This is a genomic window from Lacinutrix sp. Hel_I_90 (assembly GCF_000934685.1).
Taxonomy (GTDB): domain Bacteria; phylum Bacteroidota; class Bacteroidia; order Flavobacteriales; family Flavobacteriaceae; genus Lacinutrix.
Genome location: NZ_JYNQ01000001.1, coordinates 3,580,712 through 3,604,991, shown reverse-complemented (window position 1 = coordinate 3,604,991; position 24,280 = coordinate 3,580,712). Strand labels below are relative to the sequence as shown.

The 24,280-nt window shown below is 35.7% G+C and carries 19 protein-coding genes; 16 read left to right on the top strand and 3 right to left on the bottom strand.

All coding sequences use genetic code 11. From position 1 onward, the window contains the following. The first annotated feature begins 1 nt into the window (after position 1). The 9 genes from GQ46_RS16025 to GQ46_RS15985 all read left to right on the top strand — a co-directional run bounded on the left by GQ46_RS16025 (position 2) and on the right by GQ46_RS15985 (position 6,612). Entirely contained in the window at positions 2–1,033 is a 1,032-nt protein-coding gene (locus GQ46_RS16025; RefSeq protein WP_044403905.1) for an iron ABC transporter permease, read from the top strand. A 136-nt stretch (positions 1,034–1,169) separates the two neighbouring features. Beyond that, the gene (locus tag GQ46_RS16020) at positions 1,170–1,964 is read left to right on the top strand and encodes an ABC transporter ATP-binding protein (protein ID WP_044403903.1); all 795 of its coding nucleotides are present in this window, start codon (positions 1,170–1,172) and stop codon (positions 1,962–1,964) included. A 72-nt stretch (positions 1,965–2,036) separates the two neighbouring features. After that, positions 2,037–3,362, top strand: a complete 1,326-nt coding sequence (locus tag GQ46_RS16015) for a DNA recombination protein RmuC (protein ID WP_044403900.1) — start codon at positions 2,037–2,039, stop codon at positions 3,360–3,362. 12 nt (positions 3,363–3,374) lie between these two features. Beyond that, the gene (locus tag GQ46_RS16010; RefSeq protein ID WP_044403898.1) at positions 3,375–3,737 is read left to right on the top strand and encodes a hypothetical protein; all 363 of its coding nucleotides are present in this window, start codon (positions 3,375–3,377) and stop codon (positions 3,735–3,737) included. A 3-nt stretch (positions 3,738–3,740) separates the two neighbouring features. Then, complete coding sequence (locus tag GQ46_RS16005; protein WP_044403896.1) at positions 3,741–4,298, top strand: acyl-CoA thioesterase; 558 nt, start codon at positions 3,741–3,743, stop codon at positions 4,296–4,298. An 87-nt stretch (positions 4,299–4,385) separates the two neighbouring features. Next, the gene (locus GQ46_RS16000) at positions 4,386–4,778 is read left to right on the top strand and encodes a hypothetical protein (RefSeq protein ID WP_044403894.1); all 393 of its coding nucleotides are present in this window, start codon (positions 4,386–4,388) and stop codon (positions 4,776–4,778) included. 7 nt (positions 4,779–4,785) lie between these two features. Then, positions 4,786–5,634 carry a DUF5777 family beta-barrel protein gene (locus GQ46_RS15995; RefSeq protein WP_044403892.1) on the top strand — a complete coding sequence of 283 codons (849 nt, stop codon included), beginning with the start codon at positions 4,786–4,788 and terminating at the stop codon, positions 5,632–5,634. A gap of 11 nt (positions 5,635–5,645) precedes the next feature. After that, positions 5,646–6,017, top strand: a complete 372-nt coding sequence (locus GQ46_RS15990) for a hypothetical protein (RefSeq protein WP_044403889.1) — start codon at positions 5,646–5,648, stop codon at positions 6,015–6,017. A 46-nt stretch (positions 6,018–6,063) separates the two neighbouring features. Continuing rightward, a complete protein-coding gene (locus GQ46_RS15985) occupies positions 6,064–6,612 on the top strand; it encodes a YceI family protein (RefSeq protein ID WP_044403886.1) in 549 nt (182 codons plus the stop codon). A gap of 48 nt (positions 6,613–6,660) precedes the next feature. Here GQ46_RS15985 and GQ46_RS15980 read toward each other — a convergent pair whose 3' ends face one another. The 3 genes from GQ46_RS15980 to GQ46_RS15970 all read right to left on the bottom strand — a co-directional run bounded on the left by GQ46_RS15980 (position 6,661) and on the right by GQ46_RS15970 (position 10,850). Next, positions 6,661–7,728, bottom strand: a complete 1,068-nt coding sequence (locus GQ46_RS15980; RefSeq protein ID WP_044403883.1) for an oxidoreductase — start codon at positions 7,726–7,728, stop codon at positions 6,661–6,663. 54 nt (positions 7,729–7,782) lie between these two features. After that, positions 7,783–9,246, bottom strand: a complete 1,464-nt coding sequence (locus GQ46_RS15975) for a hypothetical protein (protein WP_044403881.1) — start codon at positions 9,244–9,246, stop codon at positions 7,783–7,785. A gap of 140 nt (positions 9,247–9,386) precedes the next feature. After that, a complete protein-coding gene (locus GQ46_RS15970; RefSeq protein WP_044403879.1) occupies positions 9,387–10,850 on the bottom strand; it encodes a hypothetical protein in 1,464 nt (487 codons plus the stop codon). 213 nt (positions 10,851–11,063) lie between these two features. On the opposite strand from GQ46_RS15970, the gene GQ46_RS15965 reads away from it, so the two are divergent. The 7 genes from GQ46_RS15965 to GQ46_RS15935 all read left to right on the top strand — a co-directional run bounded on the left by GQ46_RS15965 (position 11,064) and on the right by GQ46_RS15935 (position 24,150). Beyond that, positions 11,064–12,278 (top strand): RsmB/NOP family class I SAM-dependent RNA methyltransferase, encoded by a 1,215-nt coding sequence (locus tag GQ46_RS15965; protein WP_044403877.1) that lies wholly within the window; start codon positions 11,064–11,066, stop codon positions 12,276–12,278. A gap of 11 nt (positions 12,279–12,289) precedes the next feature. After that, positions 12,290–13,372: an endonuclease gene (locus GQ46_RS15960; protein WP_052503508.1), complete on the top strand. Its 1,083-nt coding sequence runs from the start codon at positions 12,290–12,292 to the stop codon at positions 13,370–13,372. Between the two features lie 161 nt (positions 13,373–13,533). Next, positions 13,534–17,280, top strand: coding sequence for a phosphoribosylformylglycinamidine synthase (gene purL / locus GQ46_RS15955; RefSeq protein ID WP_044403874.1), 3,747 nt, complete (start codon positions 13,534–13,536; stop codon positions 17,278–17,280). A 422-nt stretch (positions 17,281–17,702) separates the two neighbouring features. Further along, positions 17,703–19,475 (top strand): long-chain fatty acid--CoA ligase, encoded by a 1,773-nt coding sequence (locus tag GQ46_RS15950; protein ID WP_044403871.1) that lies wholly within the window; start codon positions 17,703–17,705, stop codon positions 19,473–19,475. Between the two features lie 610 nt (positions 19,476–20,085). Then, positions 20,086–20,541 (top strand): MarR family winged helix-turn-helix transcriptional regulator, encoded by a 456-nt coding sequence (locus GQ46_RS15945; protein WP_044403869.1) that lies wholly within the window; start codon positions 20,086–20,088, stop codon positions 20,539–20,541. Position 20,542: 1 nt separating this feature from the next. Continuing rightward, entirely contained in the window at positions 20,543–22,951 is a 2,409-nt protein-coding gene (locus tag GQ46_RS15940; protein ID WP_044403866.1) for a 3-hydroxyacyl-CoA dehydrogenase/enoyl-CoA hydratase family protein, read from the top strand. 5 nt (positions 22,952–22,956) lie between these two features. After that, a complete protein-coding gene (locus GQ46_RS15935; protein ID WP_044403863.1) occupies positions 22,957–24,150 on the top strand; it encodes an acetyl-CoA C-acyltransferase in 1,194 nt (397 codons plus the stop codon). Positions 24,151–24,280: the final 130 nt, after the last annotated feature.

Here is a 24,280-nt window from a genome sequence, read left to right as displayed (position 1 = left end):
GTTGGTATCACAAAAATCATACAAATTCACCTTTGTAATTCTCATAGTGGTATTACTTGTTTTGTTTTTGGTAAACATTAGTTTAGGTTCTATTAGTATCTCTTCAGAAACTATATTTGAGAGCTTCTTTACAGAAACATCAAAGCTTAGCAGTCAAGAATACATCATTCAAAATTACAGATTACCTAAAGCCATTACTGCTATTTTAGTGGGGTCTGGTTTAGGAATTTCCGGATTGTTAATGCAAACCATGTTTCGCAATCCATTGGCTGGCCCTTTTGTACTAGGTATCACTTCTGGAGCAAGTTTAGGTGTGGCTTTGGTGATAATGGGCGCTTCGGTAATAGGTGGTGTTTTTGCCAGTGTATTATCGTCTCAATGGAGTTTGGTGATTGCGGCAAGTTTGGGTAGCTTTATTGTGCTTACTGCTGTTTTAATTGTTTCCTCCCGAGTAAGAGACACCATGGCGATATTAATTATTGGGCTCATGTTTGGGAGTATTACGTCGGCAATAGTAAGTGTCTTATCTTATTTTAGTTCTGCCGAAAGCTTACAACAATACATTTTTTGGGGATTTGGTAGTCTTGGTGATTTACAATGGCCTGAAGTAAGAATTTTTCTATTGGTTTATATTATAGGAATAGTATTCACCATTATTTCAATTAAATCATTAAACAGTTTGCTTTTAGGGGAAAGCTATGCTAAAAGCATGGGTTTAAATATAAAGAAAAGTCGTTTAATCATTATTTTAGCCACTTGCTTATTAGCAGGAAGCATCACCGCTTTTGCGGGTCCTATTGCTTTTATTGGCTTGGCTATCCCACACATGACACGACAACTATTTAACACCTCAAATAATAAAATACTATTACCTGCCGTCTTTTTATTTGGAGCCATCGTGATGCTAATTTGCGATAGTATTGCACAGTTACCAAACAGTGATTATACCTTACCCATTAATGCGATAACGTCGCTCATTGGCGCACCAGTTGTCGTTTGGTTGCTGGTTAAAAAGCGAAGGATGATTTTTTGAAGTTGACGTTAGAAGAAAAATATAAAATTTCAATAATCGCCTTCCTTAGGCTGAAGGAAGGTCGTTTAACCAAAAAAAGAGCCAAGGGATTTTTATACTTTAACAAACAAAGGATTAAAAAACAAGTCGTGAATTAGTGATAACAAACACAAGACATACCATACTTAAAACCGAAAACCTTTCTATTGGCTACCACGATAAGAAAGCAACAACTGTTGTGGGTTCTAATATAAATATTGAATTATATGAAGGAGAACTTGTAGGTTTAGTTGGTGCCAATGGGATTGGAAAGTCGACATTATTAAGAACCTTATCTCAAATTCAAAAACCTATTGATGGCTCTATTTTCGTGAATGACAAGCACATTTCAGACTATACTGCTATTGATCTCGCCAAGGTATTGAGCTTAGTACTCACAGAAAGTGTTGCCTCTAAAAATCTATCCGTTTTTGAGTTGATTGCCTTAGGAAGACAGCCTTACACCAATTGGGTTGGTAAACTGGTACCAGAGGATCTGGAGATTGTAACCAATGCTATTTCACAAACGCATTTAGAAATGATTGTTGATAAAAAATGTTTTCAGTTAAGTGATGGGCAATTACAAAAAACAATGATTGCACGTGCGTTAGCACAAGATACCTCACTGATTATTCTAGATGAACCCACAACACATTTAGACATGTATCACAAAGCCTATATTTTAAAATTGCTGCAAAAGCTAACTAAAGAAACCAATAAAACCATATTGTTTTCATCGCATGAAATAGATTTAGCCATACAGCTTTGTGATCGCTTAATTGTAATGACTAAAGATGCTGTGGTATCGGACACCCCTAACAACCTCATTAGACAAGGTGCTTTTGATAATCTATTCCCAAAGGATTTGATTGTTTTCGATGAAAATTCTGGCGCTTTCCGTGTTAAGAAATAAGTGTAAAACTTGAAGCTCCGGTCTTCTATCTTCCATCTAAAAAAATTATCTTTGATAAAATTCAATCCATAAATGAACGACAACCTCATCCTCATTCTTTCCATATTAATTTCTGCTATTGTTGGCGCTTATCTAGGTATGTTATTTTCAAAATTGAAAAGTAAAAGTGAAAAAAGCACCTTAGAAGAACGTCAAAGTCAAATGGGTTTAACGATTGATGCGCTTAAACAAAATGTAGATAAAATTGAACATGAGCGCGAAGAAATTAGACGTGAAAAAGAATTTCTAAATACAGAACTAACTCGAAAAACTTCAGAATACGAGAATCTTTTGCAGTTACACCATAAGCGTGAGGCAGAAGTGGAAGACCGTCAAGAACAACTGCGTAAAGATTTTGAATTGTTAGCCACAAAAATTCTAGATGAGAAATCAGAGAAATTCACCCTTCAGAATAAAGAAAACATTAAGAATATATTAAGTCCGCTACAAGAAAAAATACAGGTTTTTGAAAAGAAAGTAGACGATACGCAAAAGGAAAGTATCAGCATGCATTCTGCCTTAAAAGAACAGCTTTTAGGCTTAAAAGATCTTAATCAACAAATGACCAAAGAGGCCACAAACCTAACCCGTGCTTTAAAAGGAGATAGCAAAATGCAAGGGAATTGGGGCGAACTGGTTTTAGAACGCGTACTCGAAAAATCTGGGCTGGAGAAAGACAGAGAATATTACGTACAACAAAGTTTTACTTTAGCAGATGGTTCTCGGGTATTGCCTGATATTGTATTACACTTACCAGACAACAAACGCATGATTATTGATAGTAAAGTATCTTTAGTGGATTACGAGCGCTTTGTTAATGCCGAAGAGGAGGATCGTGCCGTCTATTTAAAGGCACATATCAATTCTATTAAAAAACATGTCGAGCAGCTCTCTGCTAAAAATTATCAAGATTTATACGACATGGAGTCACCAGATTTTGTTTTATTATTTATCCCTATTGAACCTGCCTTTGCCATTGCTATAAATGAAGACAATTCATTGTATAATAAAGCTTTTGAACGCAATATTGTTATTGTTACGCCTTCAACCTTATTGGCGACATTACGCACTATAGATAGTATGTGGAATAACGAAAAGCAGCAACAAAACGCGATTGAAATTGCGCGTCAGGCAGGCGCTTTATATGACAAATTTGAAGGTTTTGTACAAGATTTAACTGGGGTAGGCAAAAAAATGGACGATGCTAAAAAAGAGTACTCATCTGCTATGAATAAACTGGTAGAGGGTAGAGGTAATTTGATAACCAGCGTTGAAAAATTGAAAAAAATGGGTGCAAAGGCAAAAAAAGCCTTACCCGAAAAAATACTAAAAAGAGCACAAGAAGACGATAACGTTTAAAAAAAATAACCAATGAAATTTCTATTAAAATTCTTAGTCATTCTCGTTATAGCAGTCGCTATATTTTATGCTTTTGTCTATTTTGTTCCTTATAGTGAAGGAAATCGCTCTGGCGAACTCATAAAATTTAGTCATAAAGGTGTCATCATTAAAACCTACGAAGGTGAGATTAGTCAAGGCATCTCTGGCGCACAAATTTTTACTTTTTCTGTTTTAGATAAAAACACAGAAGTAATTAACAGATTAAAAGAATACCAGGGGGAATATGTAAAACTGACTTATATAGAACGCTTTGCAACATTTTTCTGGTTGGGAGATACTAAATATTTTATAACCGCTGTAGAAAAAGAATCCTCTCCACATTTTAGAAATTAATTTATGAACACCTATAAATCTGTCGACAAGTCACGCATCTCCATTTCAGAATTGATGTTACCCTCCCACTCTAATTTTAGTGGTAAAATACATGGGGGTTATATTTTAAATTTAATGGATCAAATTGCTTTTGCGTGTGCCAGTAAACATTCTAAAATGTACTGTGTAACCGCTTCTGTAGATACGGTTGATTTTTTGCTTCCTATTGAAGTTGGCGAATTAGTAACAATGAAAGCTTCGGTCAATTTTGTTGGCAGAACCTCTATGGTTGTTGGTATTCGTGTTGAAGCCGAAAATATTCAAACCGGAGTGATGAAACATTGTAACTCTTCTTATTTCACCATGGTTGCTAAAACTAAAGAAGGTGCTTCTGTTGAAGTCCCTGGCTTAATTTTAAACGATAACACCGAAGTAAAACGGTATCTCAAAACTATAAAACGAATAGAAACGAAAAAATCCAGACAAGCAGAATTTAATCATCAAGATTTTTCACACCAGGACTACTTAGAAGAATTAAAAGGGTATAAAGTAAAAATTGAGTTGCCTGAAAACCATAATTAAATAATATTCAGCAATTTAGGGCGCTTTTCTTTTTTTATTTATATATTAGTTTCCTAGTAAAATATTTGAATCCAAAATTAGATTGCTATGAAAAAGACCAACTGGATTATTTTAGTACTTATACTTACTGGTATTCTAGCGATTTTCGCTTATAATTTTGTGTATCAGGAGCATCGAAACATTGAAAGTGAAGCTACTGCATTTTCTTCAAATGCGGATGTATTCGTTAGTGAGTTTCAAGAAGACGCGACGGTAGCAGAATCAAAATACTTAAACAAAACAGTCCTAATTACAGGAGTCATTTCTGAAATCAATAGCTCAAATTTAACCTTAAATGATGCTGTCTTTTGTAGTTTTAGTTCAGAAAACAACCTGAAAGAAATAAAACCTAATACAAAAATTTCAATAAAGGGACGATGCATTGGCTATGATGAATTACTAGAACAAGTTAAGCTAGACCAATGCACCGTTTCCCAATAAAACCATTATGAAACACCTATTAATTCTCCTTTGTATTTTTCCGCTTTTATCATTTTCTCAAAACGATCTATTAGATGAAATTGATCAAGAATCACCAGAAGATAATTATGCAACAGCCACTTTTAAAGGCTTAAAAATTGTAAACTTTGAGTCTACTAAACTTACGGCTAAAAAGGAATTTACTTTTGTAGTGGCCCACAGATTTGGCAGTTTGGAAAGCGGGCTTAATACATTCTTTGGTTTAGATGATGCCGTGACGCGATTAAATTTTATTTACGGGCTTTCAGAAAACATTAATATTAGTGTATCCCGTAGTTCGTTTCAAAAAATATACGAAGCTGCATTAAAATACAGGTTGATTAAACAAAAAGAAGGCGGCTCACTGTTTACAATCGTTGGGTATCATTCGCTATTGGTTAATACAGCTTATGACAAAGCAAACTTACCCAAATTAGAGTTTAAAAACCGTTTAGGTTACACAACACAAGTGCTTATTGCAAGAAAGATGAGTAAAAATTTATCTTTAGAATTGGCACCAACATTTTTTCAGGATAATTTAGTATTAGATCCTAATCAGGACAATGCACAATATGCTTTGGGTATTGGTAGCCGTTATAAACTAGGAAAACGCTGGTCGTTAAATGCAGACTATGGCTGGCATTTAAACCGAAGCAGCACCTCTCCATTCAAAAATCCATTATCAATTGGTATCGATTTAGAAACGGGTGGTCATGTTTTCCAAATGCATTTTACAAACTCACAAGCGATGAATACTAATGGCTATTTAGGACAAGCCACAGGGGATTGGAGTGATGGTGATATTTATTTCGGATTTAATTTAAGTCGGGTATTTTAAAAAATGAAATTATGAAAAAGTTACTTTGTGCAACATGCCTTACTGGATTATTCCTTTTTAGCTGCGCCACTGATAGTATAGAAGACCTAGTGGAACCTACCGTTTCACAACCCGAAAACCCCATTAATTATACGGAAAACATTCAAAGTATTCTCTCCAACAATTGTACGTTCTGTCATAGTGACCCACCCGTTAACGGGGCACCAATTTCTTTAATGACCTACAATCAGGTTGTTAATGCAGTAAATAATAGTAATTTAATAGATCGTATTTCTCGGCAGACAGGAGAAGCTGGAGCCATGCCATTTGGTGGCCCGAGATTGCCACAAAACTTAATCGATCTAATTATTCAGTGGGAAGCAGATGGCCTTCTTGAAAATTAAAATTGGCAAATCATTTGCTTATTAATTAATAAATAAACTACAAAGAATGAAAAATTTAGCATTAGTTCTATTCGCATTAGTTTCAAGTCTTACGTTTTCTCAAGAGAAATATTTAACCAAAACTGGAACGGTAACTTTTGAGGCTTCAGTACCTTCTTTTGAGGAGGTAAAAGCCGAAAACAAAAGTACAACAGCCATTTTGAATACTAAAAATGGTGAATTTGCAGCCTTAGTTTTAGTAAAAGGGTTTCGATTTAAAAACGCCTTAATGGAAGAGCATTTTAACGAAAATTATGCGGAGTCTGATGACTTTCCAAAAGCGACCTTTAAAGGTACTCTTGTAGGATTCTCTATAGAAAAGCTTGCCTCAAAAACTAAGATGACCTACAATGGAAGCTTAAGTTTTCATGGTAAAACAAAACAATTAGAGAATCAAACCTTGACTATTTACCAAACTCCAGACGGCCAGATTCTCCTTTCAGGGAAATTTATAGCTAATGTCTCCGACTTTGATATTGAAATCCCAAGTGTAGTGAGCAACAAGTTATCTAAAGAGGTTGACGTTTCCTTTTCGTTTGAATTAGATAAGAAGTAATTTAATGATGTTCAAGGAAGTCCAAACCTAATCTGTGTATCGTTAATTCTATTCTCTAAAAATCAACTTACTAATTCTGCCATTTCCTGCGGCATAGGCCGTACTATCATTTACAAATCTTAAGGTATAAAAACCCTCATCGCTTAAATGCTTCCAAGTATGTCCTGAATCATTAGAGTAATCCACCCCTTTAAAACCTATAGCCACTAATGCTTTTGCATGACTATTTGGTACATATTGTACGCAACTGCGATAACCAGGATTTTGATGTTCTGCGACTAGTTCCCATGTTTTTCCACCATCTGTAGTTCTTATTTTATTGGCGGCATTATCGTCTGGTTTTGTGTAATCACCACCAATAGCGAAGCCATTGTTTTCATCGTAAAAATCAATAGAATACATGCCTGTAGTTTCTAAACCTTGTATAATTGGTGTCTCAAAGACTTCCCAGGTTTTACCTTTGTCTGGTGAGTATAATATGCGGCTTGCCTTTCCTCCTGTTGCCACCCAGGTCTGGTCGCCAACAATAGCTATATTCGTATCACTAGCAGCAAAAGCGGCTTCACCTTCTTTCGCTCTTGGTAAATTGTCACATGCCACTTTAGTCCAGGTTTCTCCTCCATCTCGCGTGATAATGACGCTCATACAAGCGTCTGTTGGATCTCCAATGGCTATACCTTCTTGATCGTTCCAGAAATTCATAGCATCGTAAAATGCTTTTTCATGATTTTCTTTATAAACTAATTCCATCTTACCAGAATCACCTGTTTTAAAAACTAAGGCTGGACTACCAACGCTCATCATAAAAAAATCTGATGTCGTTTTACCAACCGCTCGAAATTCAAGTTTTAAACTATCATAATTTTGTTTGGAAAACAACCATCTTTCTCCATTTGGCTCGAGCATCCCATAAGTATTGTTCGCTCCCGCAAAAGTTAAAGTACCGTCATCAAATATTTGAAAAGCGCGAACATTTAATGTCGAATCGGTTAAAGACTCCTCTATAATGACCTCCTTAATTTCTTTAGGATTAAAACTATTTTCTTTTTTTTCTTCCTCATTTTTACACGAAAACAAGGACAGAATGATACAAATAGTAATTATAAGGAATTTCATAAATTTTAAATTTCTATAAAAGTAGAAAAAGTTTTTTACAAAATCATATGAAGATTAATCGTTATAATACTCTTTTGCATCATACTGTTTAACAGTTTGTTTATTTGGTTCTAATTTATTTGGTCCTATAGGAAGACGCACGTCAACATGTTTTGAAGACAAGCTTCCATCGGCGTTTAAGGCATCTGCTCTGTTTGCTACCAAATTCCAAGAAAAATCCACATTAGATTTTCCGTTTTGCAATTCTTTTACTTTAAAACCATCTTTCGTTTTATCAGTCACATACACGCCTTTACAATCTCCTTCCAGTTGGATAAATACCTTCATAGGATGTTTTTTATCTACATAAATATTTCTTGATAAAACTGGATCTATTATAATAAAAGCTTCGCCGTTTACAAGTTTAGCTGTTCCGAAATCTTCAAATAATATCTCTGGAGTCTCTTTAGTGTGCAGAATTCTATTATTTCCATCCCTATCTTTAACCATTGTAGACACAGAACCGCCTCCCAATACTTTATAAGAGGTATTGTTGTTTCTTGCACCTACAAAAACGTAATCACTACTAGTCGTATTGGCATCAAAGTATCCTCCATAAGTCACATCTCTTCGGCTTGCTCCTCCTGAAAAATAATCATAATCCTTGCCTGCAATTCTAGCAAATGGACCAGTTGAAGTACCCGTATTATTGTCTTGATCATACTCAAAAAAACCAGCATAATAATCTACTGTACTTTTTCCAACACCTCTCACATGTAATCCGGTTGTTCCTTGTGCCGAAACCCCAACAGACTCCCCTTGTAATTCTGAAAAGGACGTTGTGCCTGATAACCCTAAGACCCCTGTTACTGTAGTTGTAGTATTTGCTGCCAAATTGGTACTTATACCTATGACACCTCTACCGCCATTGGCATCAAAATTTCCACCATCTATTACAAATGCTGTTCCCGAGACATTAGTAGCCCGTATGGTTCTAGGTGAATTTTGGCTAGAGGCATAAAGACCAATTTGAGTTCCTGAAGGGTAGACACTGGTTAAAGTATTATTCAAAGCGGTAGCATTATCACCAATAATTAAAGCTCCATCATTTTTAATAGTGGCTCGTTTAACGGCATTGGTTTTAAACTGTAAATCAACATTATCTGAAGTCCCAAGAAAATTCGTCCCTGGCGTGGTACTTGAGTTTCCTGATAGCGACCAAAAATCGCCACTTACAGTTGCAGATTGTAATGAAACCCACAAGCTGCCATTCCAGTAATAAAAACCTGGAACAACAACATTGCTATCACTACCCGCAGTTGCAGTATTGAACACCATAAGACCTGTAGCAATAGGAGACGGACTTATTGGTGATTCTAAATTTTTTCCTTGTAATGAAACTCTAGGAATTAGCATCCCTTTAGAGCTGCTTTCAATCTGCAAAGCGACTCCATTTTGAACATTAGTCGTTCCAATACCCACTTGACTATATCCCAAAATACTAAACCCTAAAATCAATAACAAAAATATTCTTTTCATAATTATTCTTTTTGGCAAACATACAAAAACTTTTATATTTTGTTTATCAAAATTAACAAAAGATTAAACAAAACAATCAAGTCGGTTACTAATCTTAAAAGTTGGTTTACAATTAGTCTAACTTAAAATTTATAAAAACCTTAGTCCTTATAATACTCTGTTGTATCGTACTTTTTGGTAGTTTGTTTATTGGGCTCTAGTTTATTAGGCCCAATAGGCAAACGCACACCAACATGCTTTGAAGACAAGCTTCCATCGGCATTTAGTGCATCTGCTCTGTTTGCTACCAAATTCCATGAAAAACTAACATTAGATTTCCCATCCCCTAATTCTTTCACTTTAAAACCATCTTTCGTTTTATCAGTCACATACACGCCCTTACAGTCTCCTTCCAGTTGGATAAATACCTTCATTGGGTTTTTGTCATCGACATAAATATTTCTTGATAAAACTGGATCTATTATAATAAAAGCTTCGCCGTTTACAAGTTTACCAATTCCGAAATCTTCAAATAAAATCTCTGGTGTCTCTGTGGTGTGCAGAATTCTATTATTTCCATCCCTATCTTTAACCATTGTAGACACAGAGCCACCTCCCAGCACTTTATAAGAGGTATTATTATTTCTAGCTCCTACAAAAACATAGTCATTGCTATTGGTATTGGCATCAAAATAGCCGCCGTAGGTCACATCTCTTGCACTTGCTCCACCAGAAAAATAATTATAATCTTTGCCTGCAATTCTAGCAAATGGACCCGTTGAAGTACCCGTATTGTTGTCTTGGTCATACTCAAAAAAACCAGCATAATAATCTACTGTACTTTTTCCAACACCTCTTACATGTAATCCGGTTGTTCCTTGTGCAGAAACGCCAACAGATTCCCCTTGTAATTCTGAAAAGGACGTTGTGCCTGATAACCCTAAGACGCCAGTTACTGTAGTTGTACTATTTGCTGCCAAATTAGTACTTATACCTATGACACCTCTACCGCCATTGGCATCAAAATTTCCACCATCAATTACAAATCGTGTTCCAGAGACATTAAGCGCCCGAATGGTTCTTGGTGAATTTTGGCTCGAGGCATAAAGACCAATTTGAGTTCCCGAAGGGTAAACACTAGTTAAGGTATTTTCCAATGCTGTAGCATTATCACCAATAATTAAAGCTCCATCATTTTTAATAGTTGCTCGTTTAACGGCATTGGTTTTAAACTGTAAATCAACATTATCTGAAGTCCCAAGATAATTCGTCCCAGGTGTTGTACTTGAGTTTCCTGATAGCGACCAAAAATCGCCACTTACAGTTGCAGATTCTAATGAAACCCACAAGCTGCCATTCCAGTAATAAAAACCTGGAACTACAGCATTGCTATCACTACCCGAAGTTGCAGTATTGAACACCATAAGACCTGTAGCAATAGGAGACGGACTTATTGGTGATTCTAAATTTTTTGCTTGTAATGAAACTCTAGGAATTAACATGCCTTTAGAGCTACTTTCAATCTGCAAAGCGACTCCATTTTGAACATTAGTCGTTCCAATACCCACTTGACTGTGGGCTATAAATGTTCCTGTGATACATAATAATAGTAATATTTTTTTCATAATAGTTGTTATAGGTTGCTATATCTACGCAATTACTGGAATGTTGGTTTTATTCCTATTAACGCCATTATAAAAGACTATTTACTATCGCTTTAAGACATTCCTTTTTAAACTAAATAAAAAATAACTATGCCCTTTTATATTTATCTAAAATCGTACCTTTGCAAGCTGAATTAAAACAACTATTCTGTTTTATTCACTTAATTGAATACCATGAGATTACATAGAAATTTATGCTTTGCCACAGTTGATGGGTTATTACAAATCTTTAATGAAGGCATGTACGCAGATAAAGTAGTACAAATGCTCCTAAAACGTGACAAGCGTTGGGGAAGCAGAGACAGAGGCTTTGTTGCAGAAACCACTTATGACATTGTAAGATGGAAACGTTTGTATGCAGAAATTGCAGAAGTAAAAGAACCTTTTTCTCGTGATGACATCTGGCGTTTATTTGCCGTATGGGCCACATTAAAAGGCATAAAATTGCCAGATTGGAAATACTTTGAAAACACACCTTCACGAAAAATAAAAGGACGCTTTGACGAATTGTCCCAAATTAGAAAAATTAAAGAATCTTTTCCTGATTGGATAGATGAATTAGCAGTCAAAGAATTGGGAGAAAAGGTATGGAATAAAGAAGCTATAGCTTTAAATGAGCAGGCTGATGTTATTTTAAGAGTCAATACACTCAAAACGACCAAAGAAAAATTACAAGCAGAACTTTTTGATTTAGAGATTGAAACCGAGTTTATAAAAGGGTATCCAGATGCGTTAAAATTAGCCGTTCGTGGTAATGTTTTTATTACAGAGGCGTTTCAAAATGGCCATTTTGAAGTGCAAGACGCTTCTTCTCAATTGGTTGCAGAATTTTTAGATGTAAAACCAGGCATGAAAGTTGTAGATACTTGTGCCGGTGCTGGTGGTAAAACATTACATATTGCCGCGCTTATGGAAAATAAAGGTCAGGTAATTGCCATGGATATTTATGATAACAAGCTTAAAGAATTAAAACGTCGTGCAAAACGTGACGGTGCTCATAATATTGAAATGCGTGTGATTGACTCCACTAAGCCAATCAAGAAATTATATGATAAGGCAGATCGTGTATTGATTGATGCGCCTTGTTCTGGATTAGGGGTATTACGAAGAAACCCAGATGCTAAGTGGAAATTACAACCTGAGTTTATTGAAAAAATCAAAAAAACACAACAGGAGATTTTAGAGAGCTATTCTAAAATGGTCAAGCCTGGTGGAAAGCTTGTATATGCTACCTGCTCCATTTTACCCTCTGAAAATCAGGATCAAGTTAAGCATTTTTTAGATTCAGAAAACGGAAAAGATTTTACCTTTGTAAAGGATAAAAAAATACTAAGTCATGAATCTGGATTTGACGGATTCTATATGGCTTTATTAGAAAAAAAAATATAAACTAAATTTAAATGAAACAAATCTACTTAATACTTATTTTTTTATTTACTACGTTTAGCTATGCGCAATTAACGCCTCCAGCCGAACTTCAGGACTATTATAATGATGTTGATTTTAATAGCACTGGCACTATTCTATTTAATGATTTAGCAGTAGAAACAGCTAGTAAGCATACTAATTACATTAGTTACACACCTGGTGTCTGGAATGCTAGTAAAATTACAGATGAAGATCCTAATAATTCTTCTAATGTTATTTTAATTTACGGCTATGATGATACTGATGGTAATTACGTCACTGATAGAAGTAGAGATAAAGATTTAAATGGGGGTACTTCTGGGACAGATTGGAACAGAGAACATACATTTCCTAACTCATTGGCGCAACCAAGTTTAAACAATAATGGTACAAATGTACCACCTTATGCAGACGCTCACAATTTAAGACCTTCAGATGTTACGATGAACTCTAATAGAGGTAATCGAAAATTTGCTGCTGGTTCTGGTAATGCCGGAATCGTTTCTGGTAATTGGTATCCTGGAGATGAGTGGAAAGGTGATGCTGCTAGAATTGTTATGTATATGTATTTAAGATATGGTACGCAATGTATACCTTCATACGCAGCTGAAGGAACGACTAATAGCGTAGACGCTAATATGATTGAATTACTGCTACAATGGAATGCTGAAGATCCAGTTTCTGATATTGAAATAAAAAGAAATGATTATCATGTGAATACCAGCAATACCTATGCACAAGGCAATCGTAATCCTTTTATAGACAATCCATATATTGCTACTGTTATTTGGGGAGGACCATCAGCACAAAACCGTTGGTCCAGTTTATCAGTTGAAACCTTTTCAAAAGAATCAGTCCGTGTTTTTCCTAATCCAATAACTTCTTCAATGTTAACTATTGAAACTAAAATGGATACAGCGTATCAAATTTATGATATTTTAGGGAAGTTAATGCTTTCAGGAAAAGTAAGTAAGCAAAAGAACAAGGTCAATACCGAAAATTTAAATAAAGGGATCTATATCTTAAAGTTAAAAACAGCTAGCGGTAGCCTTTCAAAAAAACTTATAAAACACTAATACGTTTTAAAAACATAATACCTCAAGCGACTTTTTAGTCGCTTTTTTTATTGTTTAAAACCTAGTGAATAACTCTAAAATTTAGTCTTTATTTTGCTAAAAATATCAGACTAAAAAACTTAAATTTGTGTTTTTAAAATCAACCCACAAATTAAATCAGCATGATTCATTTCTTCGGAAACCAAAACAGTAAAATCTTTGCTGTTCAAGCAACAAAAGAATTATCAATAGAAACCATTTCAAAATTGATATGGTTATTTGGCAACCAGCCTAAAATAAATGCAGCGTCTTTGGACGCTTTTTTTATTGGTCCACGTGCTGCCATGATAACACCTTGGAGTACTAATGCGGTTGAGATTACTCAAAACATGGGCATCGAAGATATTATTAGAATTGAAGAATTTGAAGCGTGTACAGAACACTTCGAAGATTTCGATCCTATGATTTCTGAAAAGTATAAAAGTCTGAACCAAAAGTCTTTTAGCATAGACATTCAACCTGAAGCAATTCTAAATATCGAGGATATTTCAGCTTATAATCAAAAAGAAGGCTTATCGCTAAGTGAAGAAGAAGTAGACTACTTAGACCGTGTTTCTAAAAAAATTGGCCGGCCGTTAACAGATTCTGAAGTCTTTGGATTTTCACAAGTCAATTCAGAACACTGTCGCCATAAAATATTTAATGGAACCTTTATTATCGATGGTGAAGAAAAACCAAGCTCACTCTTTAAACTAATTAAAGAAACATCGAAACAACATCCTAATACCATTGTTTCAGCTTATAAAGACAATGTCGCCTTTATCGAAGGTCCTAGAGTAGAACAGTTTGCACCTAAAACTGCCGACAAGCCTGATTTTTACGAAACAAAAGACTACGAATCGGTTATTTCTTTAAAAGCCGAAACCCATAACTTCCCAACAACGGTAGAACCTTTTAATGGTGCTGCAACGGGTGCTGGTGGAGAAATTAGAGACCGTTTAGCTGGCGGAAAAGGCTCGTTACCATTGGCAGGAACAGCGGTTTACATGACGGCTTATTCAAGACTAGAAGCCAATCGCCCTTGGGAACAAAAAATGGAAGCACGTCCGTGGTTATACCAAACTCCTATGGACATTTTAATAAAAGCGAGTAATGGTGCTTCAGACTTTGGAAACAAATTTGGGCAGCCTTTAATCTGTGGTTCTGTTTTAACTTTTGAGCATGAGCAAGATACTTCAACTTCGCTAAGCACAAGTTCACGAAAACTGGGTTACGACAAAGTCATTATGCAAGCTGGTGGTATTGGTTATGGTAAAGCAGATCAAGCCATAAAAGACACCCCAAAAACAGGAGACAAAATCGTTATTCTTGGTGGTGAAAATTATCGTATTGGAATGGGTGGCGCTGCCGTTTCTAGTGCAGATACTGGAGCATTTGCTTCAGGTATTGAACTTAATGCGGTACAACGTTCTAATCCAGAAATGCAAAAACGTGCTGCAAATGCTGTAAGAGGCATGGTGGAAAGCGATGAGAATTTTATCGTGTCTATACACGATCATGGTGCTGGCGGACACTTAAATTGTTTGTCTGAATTGGTTGAAGACACCGGCGGAAAAATAGATTTAGATGCACTACCCGTTGGAGATCCAACACTGTCGGCTAAAGAAATTATTGGCAACGAATCTCAAGAACGTATGGGGTTAGTGATTGCCGAAAAACATTTAGAGACTTTAAATAAAATAGCAGATAGAGAACGCTCACCAATGTACACAGTAGGTGAAGTTACTGGTGATTACCGGTTTTCTTTCGAGTCTAAGACCAAAGGGGACAAACCTATGGATTTAGCACTTGAAGACATGTTTGGTAGTTCTCCAAAAACCATTATGAATGATGTGACTATCCCTAGAAATTATGATAGCGTTTCATACAATCCAGATGAGTTTTACAACTATCTGGATCAGGTTTTACAATTGGAAGCAGTAGCCTGTAAAGATTGGTTAACGAATAAAGTAGACCGTTGTGTTGGTGGCAAAGTAGCCAAACAACAATGTGTTGGTCCATTACAAATCCCATTAAATAATGTTGGGGTAATGGCATTAGATTATAAAGGTATAGAAGGTATTGCCACGTCAATAGGACACGCTCCAATTTCTGGCTTAATTAATCCGGTAGCAGGCAGTCGTAATAGTATCACTGAAGCCTTGACCAATATTATTTGGGCGCCTTTAAAAGAGGGGTTAAAATCGGTTTCATTATCTGCAAACTGGATGTGGCCTTGTAAAAATGAAGGTGAAGATGCGCGTTTATATGAAGCCGTGCAAGCGATTTCAGAATACGCTATAGATTTAGGAATCAATGTTCCCACGGGAAAAGATTCGCTATCGATGAAACAAAAGTATCCTAATGAGGATGTGATTTCTCCTGGAACTGTTATTATTTCAGCCGCAGGAAATTGTAATGCAATTTCAAAAGTTGTAGAGCCTGTACTTCAAAAAAACGGGGGCGCTATTTACTATATTAACATCTCTCAAGATGAGTTTAAATTAGGAGGAAGCTCATTCGCTCAAATACTAAATAAAATTGGTAATGAGACACCAACCGTTACTGATTCTGCATTTGTGAAAAATGTGTTCAATACCATTCAAAAACTAATAAAAGACGAACAAATTGTTGCCGGACATGATGTCGCTTCTGGTGGTTTAATAACGACCTTATTAGAACTATGCTTTGCAGATACCAATCTTGGTGCTGAATTAGATATTACAGCATTAAATCAAAAAGCGTCGTACAAAGTACTCTTTGGGGAAAATGCAGGTATTGTGTTTCAAGCCAAAGACAAGACTGTAGAAACCGTTTTAGCAAATGCTAATATTGAGTTTTTTAACATTGGAAAAGTAACTGAAACAGATGTATTAAGTATCATTAATCATGATGAAGTATTTACAATGACTGTTTCGCGTTTACGTGATGTTTGGTACAAAACCTCTTTTCTACTCGACCAAAAGCAAACTGCAAATAATTTAGCTAAAGCCCGGTATAAGAATTATGCAGTTCAGCCTTTAAAATATACATTCCCTAAACATTTTACAGGAAAACTTGAAGACGTTATTGCCAACGCTGTGAAGCCCTCTTCTAACGGAGCGATGGACAAGTCGCAAGCACCTCGTAATGAAGGAAAGCGACCAAAAGCGGCAATTCTACGTGAAAAAGGTTCCAATTCAGAACGCGAGATGGCAAATGCAATGTACTTAGCTGGTTTTGATGTGAAAGATGTACACATGACCGATTTAATCTCGGGTCGTGAAGATTTAAAAGACATTCAGTTTTTAGGCGCTGTTGGTGGTTTTTCTAATTCTGATGTTTTAGGATCTGCTAAAGGTTGGGCAGGAGCTATTAAGTATAATGACAAAGCAAATAAAGTCATTAATGATTTCTTTAAAAGAGAAGACACCCTTTCTGTAGGTATTTGTAATGGTTGCCAACTCTTTATGGAATTAGAGCTTATTAATCCTGAGCATGAGGTTCATGGAAAAATGAGTCATAATGACTCTAAAAAGCATGAGAGTTCTTTTACTTCAGTGGCGATTCAGAAAAACAATTCTGTGATGTTATCTACTTTAGAAGGCAGTACTTTAGGTGTTTGGATTTCTCATGGTGAAGGAAAATTTAATTTACCAAGAAACGAAGAGGACTATACTATAGTAGCAAAATATGGCTATGAAGGGTATCCAAATAACCCAAATGGTTCCGATTTTAATACCGCTATGTTATGCGATAAAACAGGGCGTCATTTGGTAACTATGCCACACATTGAGCGTTCTACGTTTCAATGGAATTGGGCAAATTATCCTCAAGGCAGAAAAGATGAAGTGTCCCCTTGGCTAGAGGCTTTTGTGAATGCGCGATTGTGGATTGATAATAAAAAATAATTTCTGACTACATTAGCGATGATAGGCCATACGATTTTCTCATTTCACTAAAAACTTCAAAGCATACAAGAATAAACGTCCTAAAACTTGGTCTAAAAAAGAGCAGACACGCATAAAAAACAACTGAATAATAAAAAAAATACGATTATTTGCATAAATTATTTCTATAAAGCACTTAATTTTAGAGTAAACCCATTAACTTTGTAGCGGATTTATGAAAAAAATTTATTTAATTAAATGAAAGTTAAGGGATTCATTTAAAAATAGTTAGTTATTAAATAAACTTTAGTAAAACATAAATTCTTGCTATCAATCAATTAGCAGAGGAGCTGTTTTTTAACAGCTCCTTTTTTTTTCTAACATATTTGACAATCCTTTATTTTATTCCTATTTTGCAAGACTTTCTAATGCATAACTGTTCCATGATAAACGTTACACGCCTTTTCGATTTCCCATACTACCAACTTGAGAAATACAATCTTGACACTTCACTAGTCACAAAATATGATGGAAAATGGACGCCTATTTCCACTAAAGACTATCTTGATAAAGCCAATGCAGTGAGTCGGGCTTTACTAAGAATGGGGGTTCAAAAAGATGATAAAATAGCTATAATCTCATCTACAAACAGGACAGAATGGAATATTATGGACATTGGCATATTGCAAGTTGGCGCGCAAAACGTCCCTATTTATCCAACCATATCTGCTGAAGATTATGAGTATGTATTAAATCATAGTGGTTCTATTTATTGTTTTGTAAGTGATGCTGAAGTCTTTGAAAAAGTAAATAAGGTAAAAGCAAATACACAAATAAAAGAAGTGTATTCTTTTAATCACATTGATGGTTGCAAACATTATTCTGAATTATTTGAACTTGGTAAAGACCACGACAATCAAAATGAAGTTGAAGCTAGAAAAGAAGCCGTAAAGCCTAATGATTTAGCCACTATTATTTACACCTCGGGAACCACTGGAAAACCAAAAGGAGTCATGTTATCTCATGATAATATTACGAGTAATGTATTAAGTGCCGTAAAAAGATTACCGCTGTCTCAAGGAAATCCTAAAATATTAAGTTTTTTACCCATCTGCCATATTTTTGAGCGGGTATTAATTTATATCTATCAATATGCTGGTGTCTCTATCTATTATGCTGAAAGTATTGATAAAATTGGAGACAATGCTAAAGAAATAAAACCTAATTTAATGAGCGTAGTGCCTCGCTTATTAGAAAAGGTGTATGATAAAATTTACGCCAAAGGATCAGAATTAACAGGAATAAAAAGTAAACTTTTTCACTGGGCGATTGCTTTAGGAGAAGAGTGGGAACCTTATGGTAAAAACGGTGCTTGGTATGAATTTAAATTAAGTATCGTTAATAAGTTAATATTTAGCAAGTGGCGTGAAGCGCTGGGTGGCGAATTAACCACTATGGTTTCAGGGAGTGCAGCTTTACAACCAAGATTAACACGCCTTTTTTGCGCAGCAGGAATGCAGGTTATGGAAGGTTACGGCCTAACAGAAACATCACCAGTAGTTTCCGTAGGTATGTATCGCGATCACCATTTTAAAGTAGGTACCGTTGGCAAACCAATAGCGGGCGTTGAAGTTAAAATTGCTGATGATGGTGAATTGCTTATAAAAGGACCTAACGTGATGTTAGGCTATTATAAAGATCCAGAAAAGACAGCAAGTGTTATGACCGGGAACTATTTTCACACAGGAGATAAAGGTGAAATAGACGCCGATGGTTTTCTTAAAATTACTGGCCGTAAAAAAGAAATGTTTAAAACCTCTGGTGGAAAATATGTTATTCCAACATTATTAGAGAACGATTTAAAACAATCGCGTTTTATAGAGCAAATCATGGTAATTGGCGAAGGCGAAAAAATGCCTGCAGCGATCATACAACCTAATTTTGAATTTCTAAATGATTGGATAGATAAAAAAGGTAAAGCTATTGGCAAATCTGGAACAGAAATCGTCAACTCACAAGAGGTCATAGCACGTATCCAACAAGAAGTAGATACCTGTAATAAAAAATTTGGTAAATGGGAGCAAATTAAACGCTTTGAACTAACACCAGATGTTTGGTCTATAGAAGCTGGCCATTTAACACCAACGATGAAAATGAAACGTGAAATTATTAAAGGCATTTATCAAGACCTTTATGATAAGATTTATAGGAGTTAGGTTTTAGTTCGAACTTCAATTTTAAATAAATCAAGAGACGTTCCAGAAAAACACTAATGCTATTCAAAATATTTATTCTGAAACGTTTCATATTGTTTTCGTTTACACCTCTTAAAAGCGCATCAAAAAACTTATAAGATGTGACGTTGTATCTATTTGAGCATAATTAAATTCCAAACACTAATTTCTAGTATAAATTACGAAAAGACACTAGCTATTCTAATTAAAAAAGTAGGGCTCCCTGTTTTTTGGATTTAAAATGACTTAGCAGTAAGACTAATAAAAAAAGAAGGCGATTATCGCTTTGAAAGTTACTGTCCAAATGCTGTTAATCATAGCACATGAATACGTGCGCCAGAAAACTAGCTAAAAGAAGTCGTTATCATTTCAAAACAGGTTGCAATAAACTGCCATAAGAAGCAAATTGTAAATTACTATTAAATTTTTAGTATTCAATTTTTAACAATCCTTCAATAAATACGGGATTCCAAACTACATATTATTCATCTCTAACAGCTCTTTTTAACAATATCATAATATTTATGCAATTTATTATGCATGCATAGTATTTTTTCTTATCTTTGAATTCCCCAACCTTAGGAATCTAATTATGAAAGATAAAACTATAGATTATTTACTGCGTACTACATGGCTGGCAGTCAATAAAATGTATAATGAAGAAGCCGCTAAATTTGATACGACCATGGCCACCGGTTTTACCCTATTAAGTATCGATCCGGAGCATGGCACGCCTTCAACATCTTTGGGTCCTATTATGGGAATGGAAGCCACGAGCTTATCGCGTATTCTAAAAAAAATGGAAGAATTAGGCTTAATAGAACGTAAACCAAACCCAGAAGATGGTCGCGGTGTGTTAATCTATTTAACCGACTTCGGAAAAGAAAAAAGAGAATACTCTCGTGAGCGTGTTTTAACATTTAATACGGCAATTAAAGAACACATTTCTGAAGAAAAATTAAAACACTTTCAAGAAGTAACCGAAACAATAAACGAATTAATTTCAAACAAAAAAATATACAACCAAAAACAAACTGTTTTAAAATAATATGAGCACACGTAGAATTAAAAAAGTAGCTATTATTGGTTCAGGAATTATGGGAAGCGGTATCGCTTGTCATTTCGCCAATATTGGTGTAGATGTATTACTATTAGACATTGTTCCTAGAGAACTAAATGACAAAGAGAAAGCTCAAGGCTTGACCTTAGAAGACAAGGCCGTTAGAGATCGATTAGTTAATGAGGCCTTAACCGCATCGTTAAAATCTAAACCATCTCCTATTTACCATGCGTCTTTTGCTAACAGAATTACCACTGGTAATATGGAAGATGATATTGCAAAAGTATCAGAGGTCGATTGGATCATGGAAGTGGTCGTTGAGCGATTAGACATCAAACAACAGGTTTTTGAAAAACTTGAAAAGCACAGGAAACCTGGGACTCTAATAACGTCGAATACTTCAGGTATTCCAATTAAATTTATGAGCGAAGGGCGTTCTGAAGATTTTCAGAAGCACTTTTGTGGCACACACTTTTTCAATCCTGCCCGTTATTTAAAATTATTCGAAATCATTCCTGGACCTAAAACAGAGGCTTCTGTATTAGATTTCTTAAATGAATATGGTGAAAAATTCTTAGGAAAAACGTCTGTTATTGCTAAGGACACCCCTGCTTTTATTGGAAACCGCGTTGGGATTTTCAGTATCATGAGCTTGTTCAACACCGTTAAAGATTTAGATTTAACGGTTGAGGAAGTCGATAAATTATCAGGACCAGTAATAGGTCGCCCTAAATCGGCCACCTTTAGAACTGTCGATGTTGTTGGGTTAGATACTTTGGTGCACGTTGCCAACGGTATTAGAGAAAATTGCCCTGATGACGAACGCAAAGAATTGTTTGTGTTACCAGATTTCATCAATACGATGATGGAAAACAAATGGTTAGGAAGCAAAACAGGTCAAGGGTTCTATAAATTAGAAAGAAAAGCAGATGGCTCTAAAGACATCTTAACATTAGACTTAAACACCTTAGAGTATAGAGCTAACAAACGTGCAAAATTTGCCACTTTAGAATTAACAAAAACAATTGATAAAGTAGCCGACCGTTTTAAAGTATTAGTAAAAGGAAAAGATAAAGCAGGAGAATTCTACCGTAAGAGTTTTTCATCATTATTTGCTTACGTTTCAAACCGTATTCCAGAAATCACAGATGAGCTTTATAAGATTGATGATGCGATGAAAGCTGGATTTGGATGGGAACATGGTCCGTTCCAAATATGGGATGCCATTGGTGTAGAAAAAGGAATTGAAATGATGAAAGCTGAAGGTTTAAAGCCTGCAGATTGGGTTATGGACATGGTACAATCTGGAAGTGACACCTTCTACTCTATTAAAGATGGTGCCACATATTTCTATGATATTCCGAAAAAATCACAAGAAAAAATTCCAGGACAAGATGCATTTATCATATTAGATAACATTAGAAAAACAACAGAGGTTTTTAAAAATTCTGGTGTTTCTGTTCAAGATTTAGGCGATGGTATTCTTAACGTAGAATTCCAATCTAAAATGAACACCATTGGTGGAGACGTTCTTGCAGGATTAAATAAAGCGATTGATATGGCTGAAAAAGATTTTGCTGGATTAGTCGTTGGAAACCAAGGTCCAAACTTCTCGGTTGGAGCAAACATAGGCATGATTTTTATGATGGCTGCAGAGCAAGAATATGAAGAGCTTAACATGGCTATCAAGTATTTCCAAGATACCATGATGCGTATGCGTTACTCTTCAATTCCAACTATTTCTGCGCCTCACGGCATGGCACTTGGTGGTGGTTGTGAAATTTCATTACATGCAGATAAAGTTGTAGCCGCAGCAGAAACGTATATGGGACTTGTAGAGTTTGGTGTAGGTGTTATTCCTGGCGGTGGGGGTTCTAAAGAAATGACTTTAAGAGCATCAGATACCTTTAGAAAAGGCGATGTACAATTAAATACATTACAAGAGCATTTCTTAACTATTGGTATGGCAAAAGTATCAACTTCAGCATACGAAGCGTTCGACTTAGGCCTTTTACAAAAAGGAAAAGACATTGTTGTTGTAAACAAAGACCGTCAAATAGCCGTTGCAAAACAACATGCAAAACTCATGGCCGATATGGGGTACACACAACCCGTACACAGAGAAGATGTACTAGTACTTGGTAAACAAGCTTTAGGGATGTTCTTGGTAGGTACTGATTCTATGGAAGACAGTCATTACATAAGCGAACACGATAAAAAAATCGCAAATAAACTAGCTTACGTTATGGCTGGTGGCGATTTATCTGAACCAACTTTAGTAAGCGAACAGTACTTATTAGATTTAGAGCGTGAAGCTTTCCTTTCACTTTGTACAGAACGTAAAACGTTGGAAAGAATTCAGCACATGTTAACCAAAGGTAAACCTTTAAGAAACTAAGAAAAATGAAACAAGCATATATAGTAAAAGCATACAGAACCGCAGTTGGTAAAGCACCTAAAGGCGTGTTCCGTTTTAAAAGAACAGATGAATTGGCAGCAGAAACCATCAAATACATGATGAATGAATTGCCAAATCTTGATCCAAAGCGTATTGACGATGTTATTGTTGGTAACGCCATGCCAGAAGGATCTCAAGGATTAAATATGGCGCGTTTAATCTCATTGATGGGATTAGAAATTGTTGATGTTCCTGGAGTTACCGTAAATCGTTTTTGCTCTTCGGGAGTAGAGACCATTGCAATGGCAACAGCAAAAATTCAAGCAGGCATGGCCGATTGTATTATCGCTGGTGGAGCAGAAAGCATGAGTTCTGTACCAATGACGGGGTTTAAACCAGAATTAAACTACGATGCGATTGTAAAAGCGGGTCACGAAGATTATTATTGGGGCATGGGAAACACGGCTGAGGCGGTTGCCAAAAAATTCAACGTGTCTCGTGAAGACCAAGATGAATTTGCCTATAATTCTCATGTGAAAGCATTAAGAGCATTAGCCGAAAATCGTTTTCAAGACCAGATTGTTCCCATTGAAGTAGAGCAAACCTATATTGATGCAAACGGAAAAAAAGCGACAAAAAAATACACCGTATCTAAAGATGAAGGCCCACGTGCTGGAACCAGTAAAGAAGCCTTAGCGAAACTAAGAGCGGTTTTTGCTGCTGGCGGAAGTGTAACTGCTGGTAACTCCTCTCAAATGAGTGATGGCGCAGCTTTTGTGATGGTAATGAGTGAAGATATGGTTAAAGAACTAAATCTAGAACCTATCGCCAGAATGGTAAACTATGCCGCCGCTGGTGTAGAACCACGTCTTATGGGAATTGGTCCTGTAAAAGCAATTCCAAAGGCATTAAAACTAGCAGGCTTAAAACAAGACGATCTATCCTTAATAGAGTTGAATGAAGCTTTTGCTTCACAGTCTTTAGCTGTTATTAGAGAGTTAAATTTAAATCCTGATATCATTAACGTAAATGGTGGTGCTATAGCTTTAGGACATCCTCTAGGTTGTACAGGTGCAAAATTATCAGTACAGTTGTTTGATGAAATGCGCAAACGCGATATGAAAGGCAAATATGGTGCAGTCACCATGTGTGTAGGTACAGGTCAAGGCGCATGTGGGATATTTGAATTTCTCAATTAACATAGCGAAAGAAGCATACTAAAAACAGATAAAAAACAAAACTTTAAAAATACTAGAAGAAAAAATAGAAGAATTTCAAAGGATAATAATGGGATTTCAAAAGGGTCTCAATTAGCACCTTTTATCTATT

Coding starts and splice junctions, on each gene's coding strand:
- GQ46_RS16015 (WP_044403900.1), top strand. CDS start 2,037: ATGAACGACAACCTCATCCTCATTCTTTCCATATTAATTTCTGCTATT.
- GQ46_RS16010 (WP_044403898.1), top strand. CDS start 3,375: ATGAAATTTCTATTAAAATTCTTAGTCATTCTCGTTATAGCAGTCGCT.
- GQ46_RS16005 (WP_044403896.1), top strand. CDS start 3,741: ATGAACACCTATAAATCTGTCGACAAGTCACGCATCTCCATTTCAGAA.
- GQ46_RS16000 (WP_044403894.1), top strand. CDS start 4,386: ATGAAAAAGACCAACTGGATTATTTTAGTACTTATACTTACTGGTATT.
- GQ46_RS15995 (WP_044403892.1), top strand. CDS start 4,786: ATGAAACACCTATTAATTCTCCTTTGTATTTTTCCGCTTTTATCATTT.
- GQ46_RS15990 (WP_044403889.1), top strand. CDS start 5,646: ATGAAAAAGTTACTTTGTGCAACATGCCTTACTGGATTATTCCTTTTT.
- GQ46_RS15985 (WP_044403886.1), top strand. CDS start 6,064: ATGAAAAATTTAGCATTAGTTCTATTCGCATTAGTTTCAAGTCTTACG.
- GQ46_RS15980 (WP_044403883.1), bottom strand. CDS start 7,728: ATGAAATTCCTTATAATTACTATTTGTATCATTCTGTCCTTGTTTTCG.
- GQ46_RS15975 (WP_044403881.1), bottom strand. CDS start 9,246: ATGAAAAGAATATTTTTGTTATTGATTTTAGGGTTTAGTATTTTGGGA.
- GQ46_RS15970 (WP_044403879.1), bottom strand. CDS start 10,850: ATGAAAAAAATATTACTATTATTATGTATCACAGGAACATTTATAGCC.
- GQ46_RS15965 (WP_044403877.1), top strand. CDS start 11,064: ATGAGATTACATAGAAATTTATGCTTTGCCACAGTTGATGGGTTATTA.
- GQ46_RS15960 (WP_052503508.1), top strand. CDS start 12,290: ATGAAACAAATCTACTTAATACTTATTTTTTTATTTACTACGTTTAGC.
- purL (WP_044403874.1), top strand. CDS start 13,534: ATGATTCATTTCTTCGGAAACCAAAACAGTAAAATCTTTGCTGTTCAA.
- GQ46_RS15950 (WP_044403871.1), top strand. CDS start 17,703: ATGATAAACGTTACACGCCTTTTCGATTTCCCATACTACCAACTTGAG.
- GQ46_RS15945 (WP_044403869.1), top strand. CDS start 20,086: ATGAAAGATAAAACTATAGATTATTTACTGCGTACTACATGGCTGGCA.
- GQ46_RS15940 (WP_044403866.1), top strand. CDS start 20,543: ATGAGCACACGTAGAATTAAAAAAGTAGCTATTATTGGTTCAGGAATT.
- GQ46_RS15935 (WP_044403863.1), top strand. CDS start 22,957: ATGAAACAAGCATATATAGTAAAAGCATACAGAACCGCAGTTGGTAAA.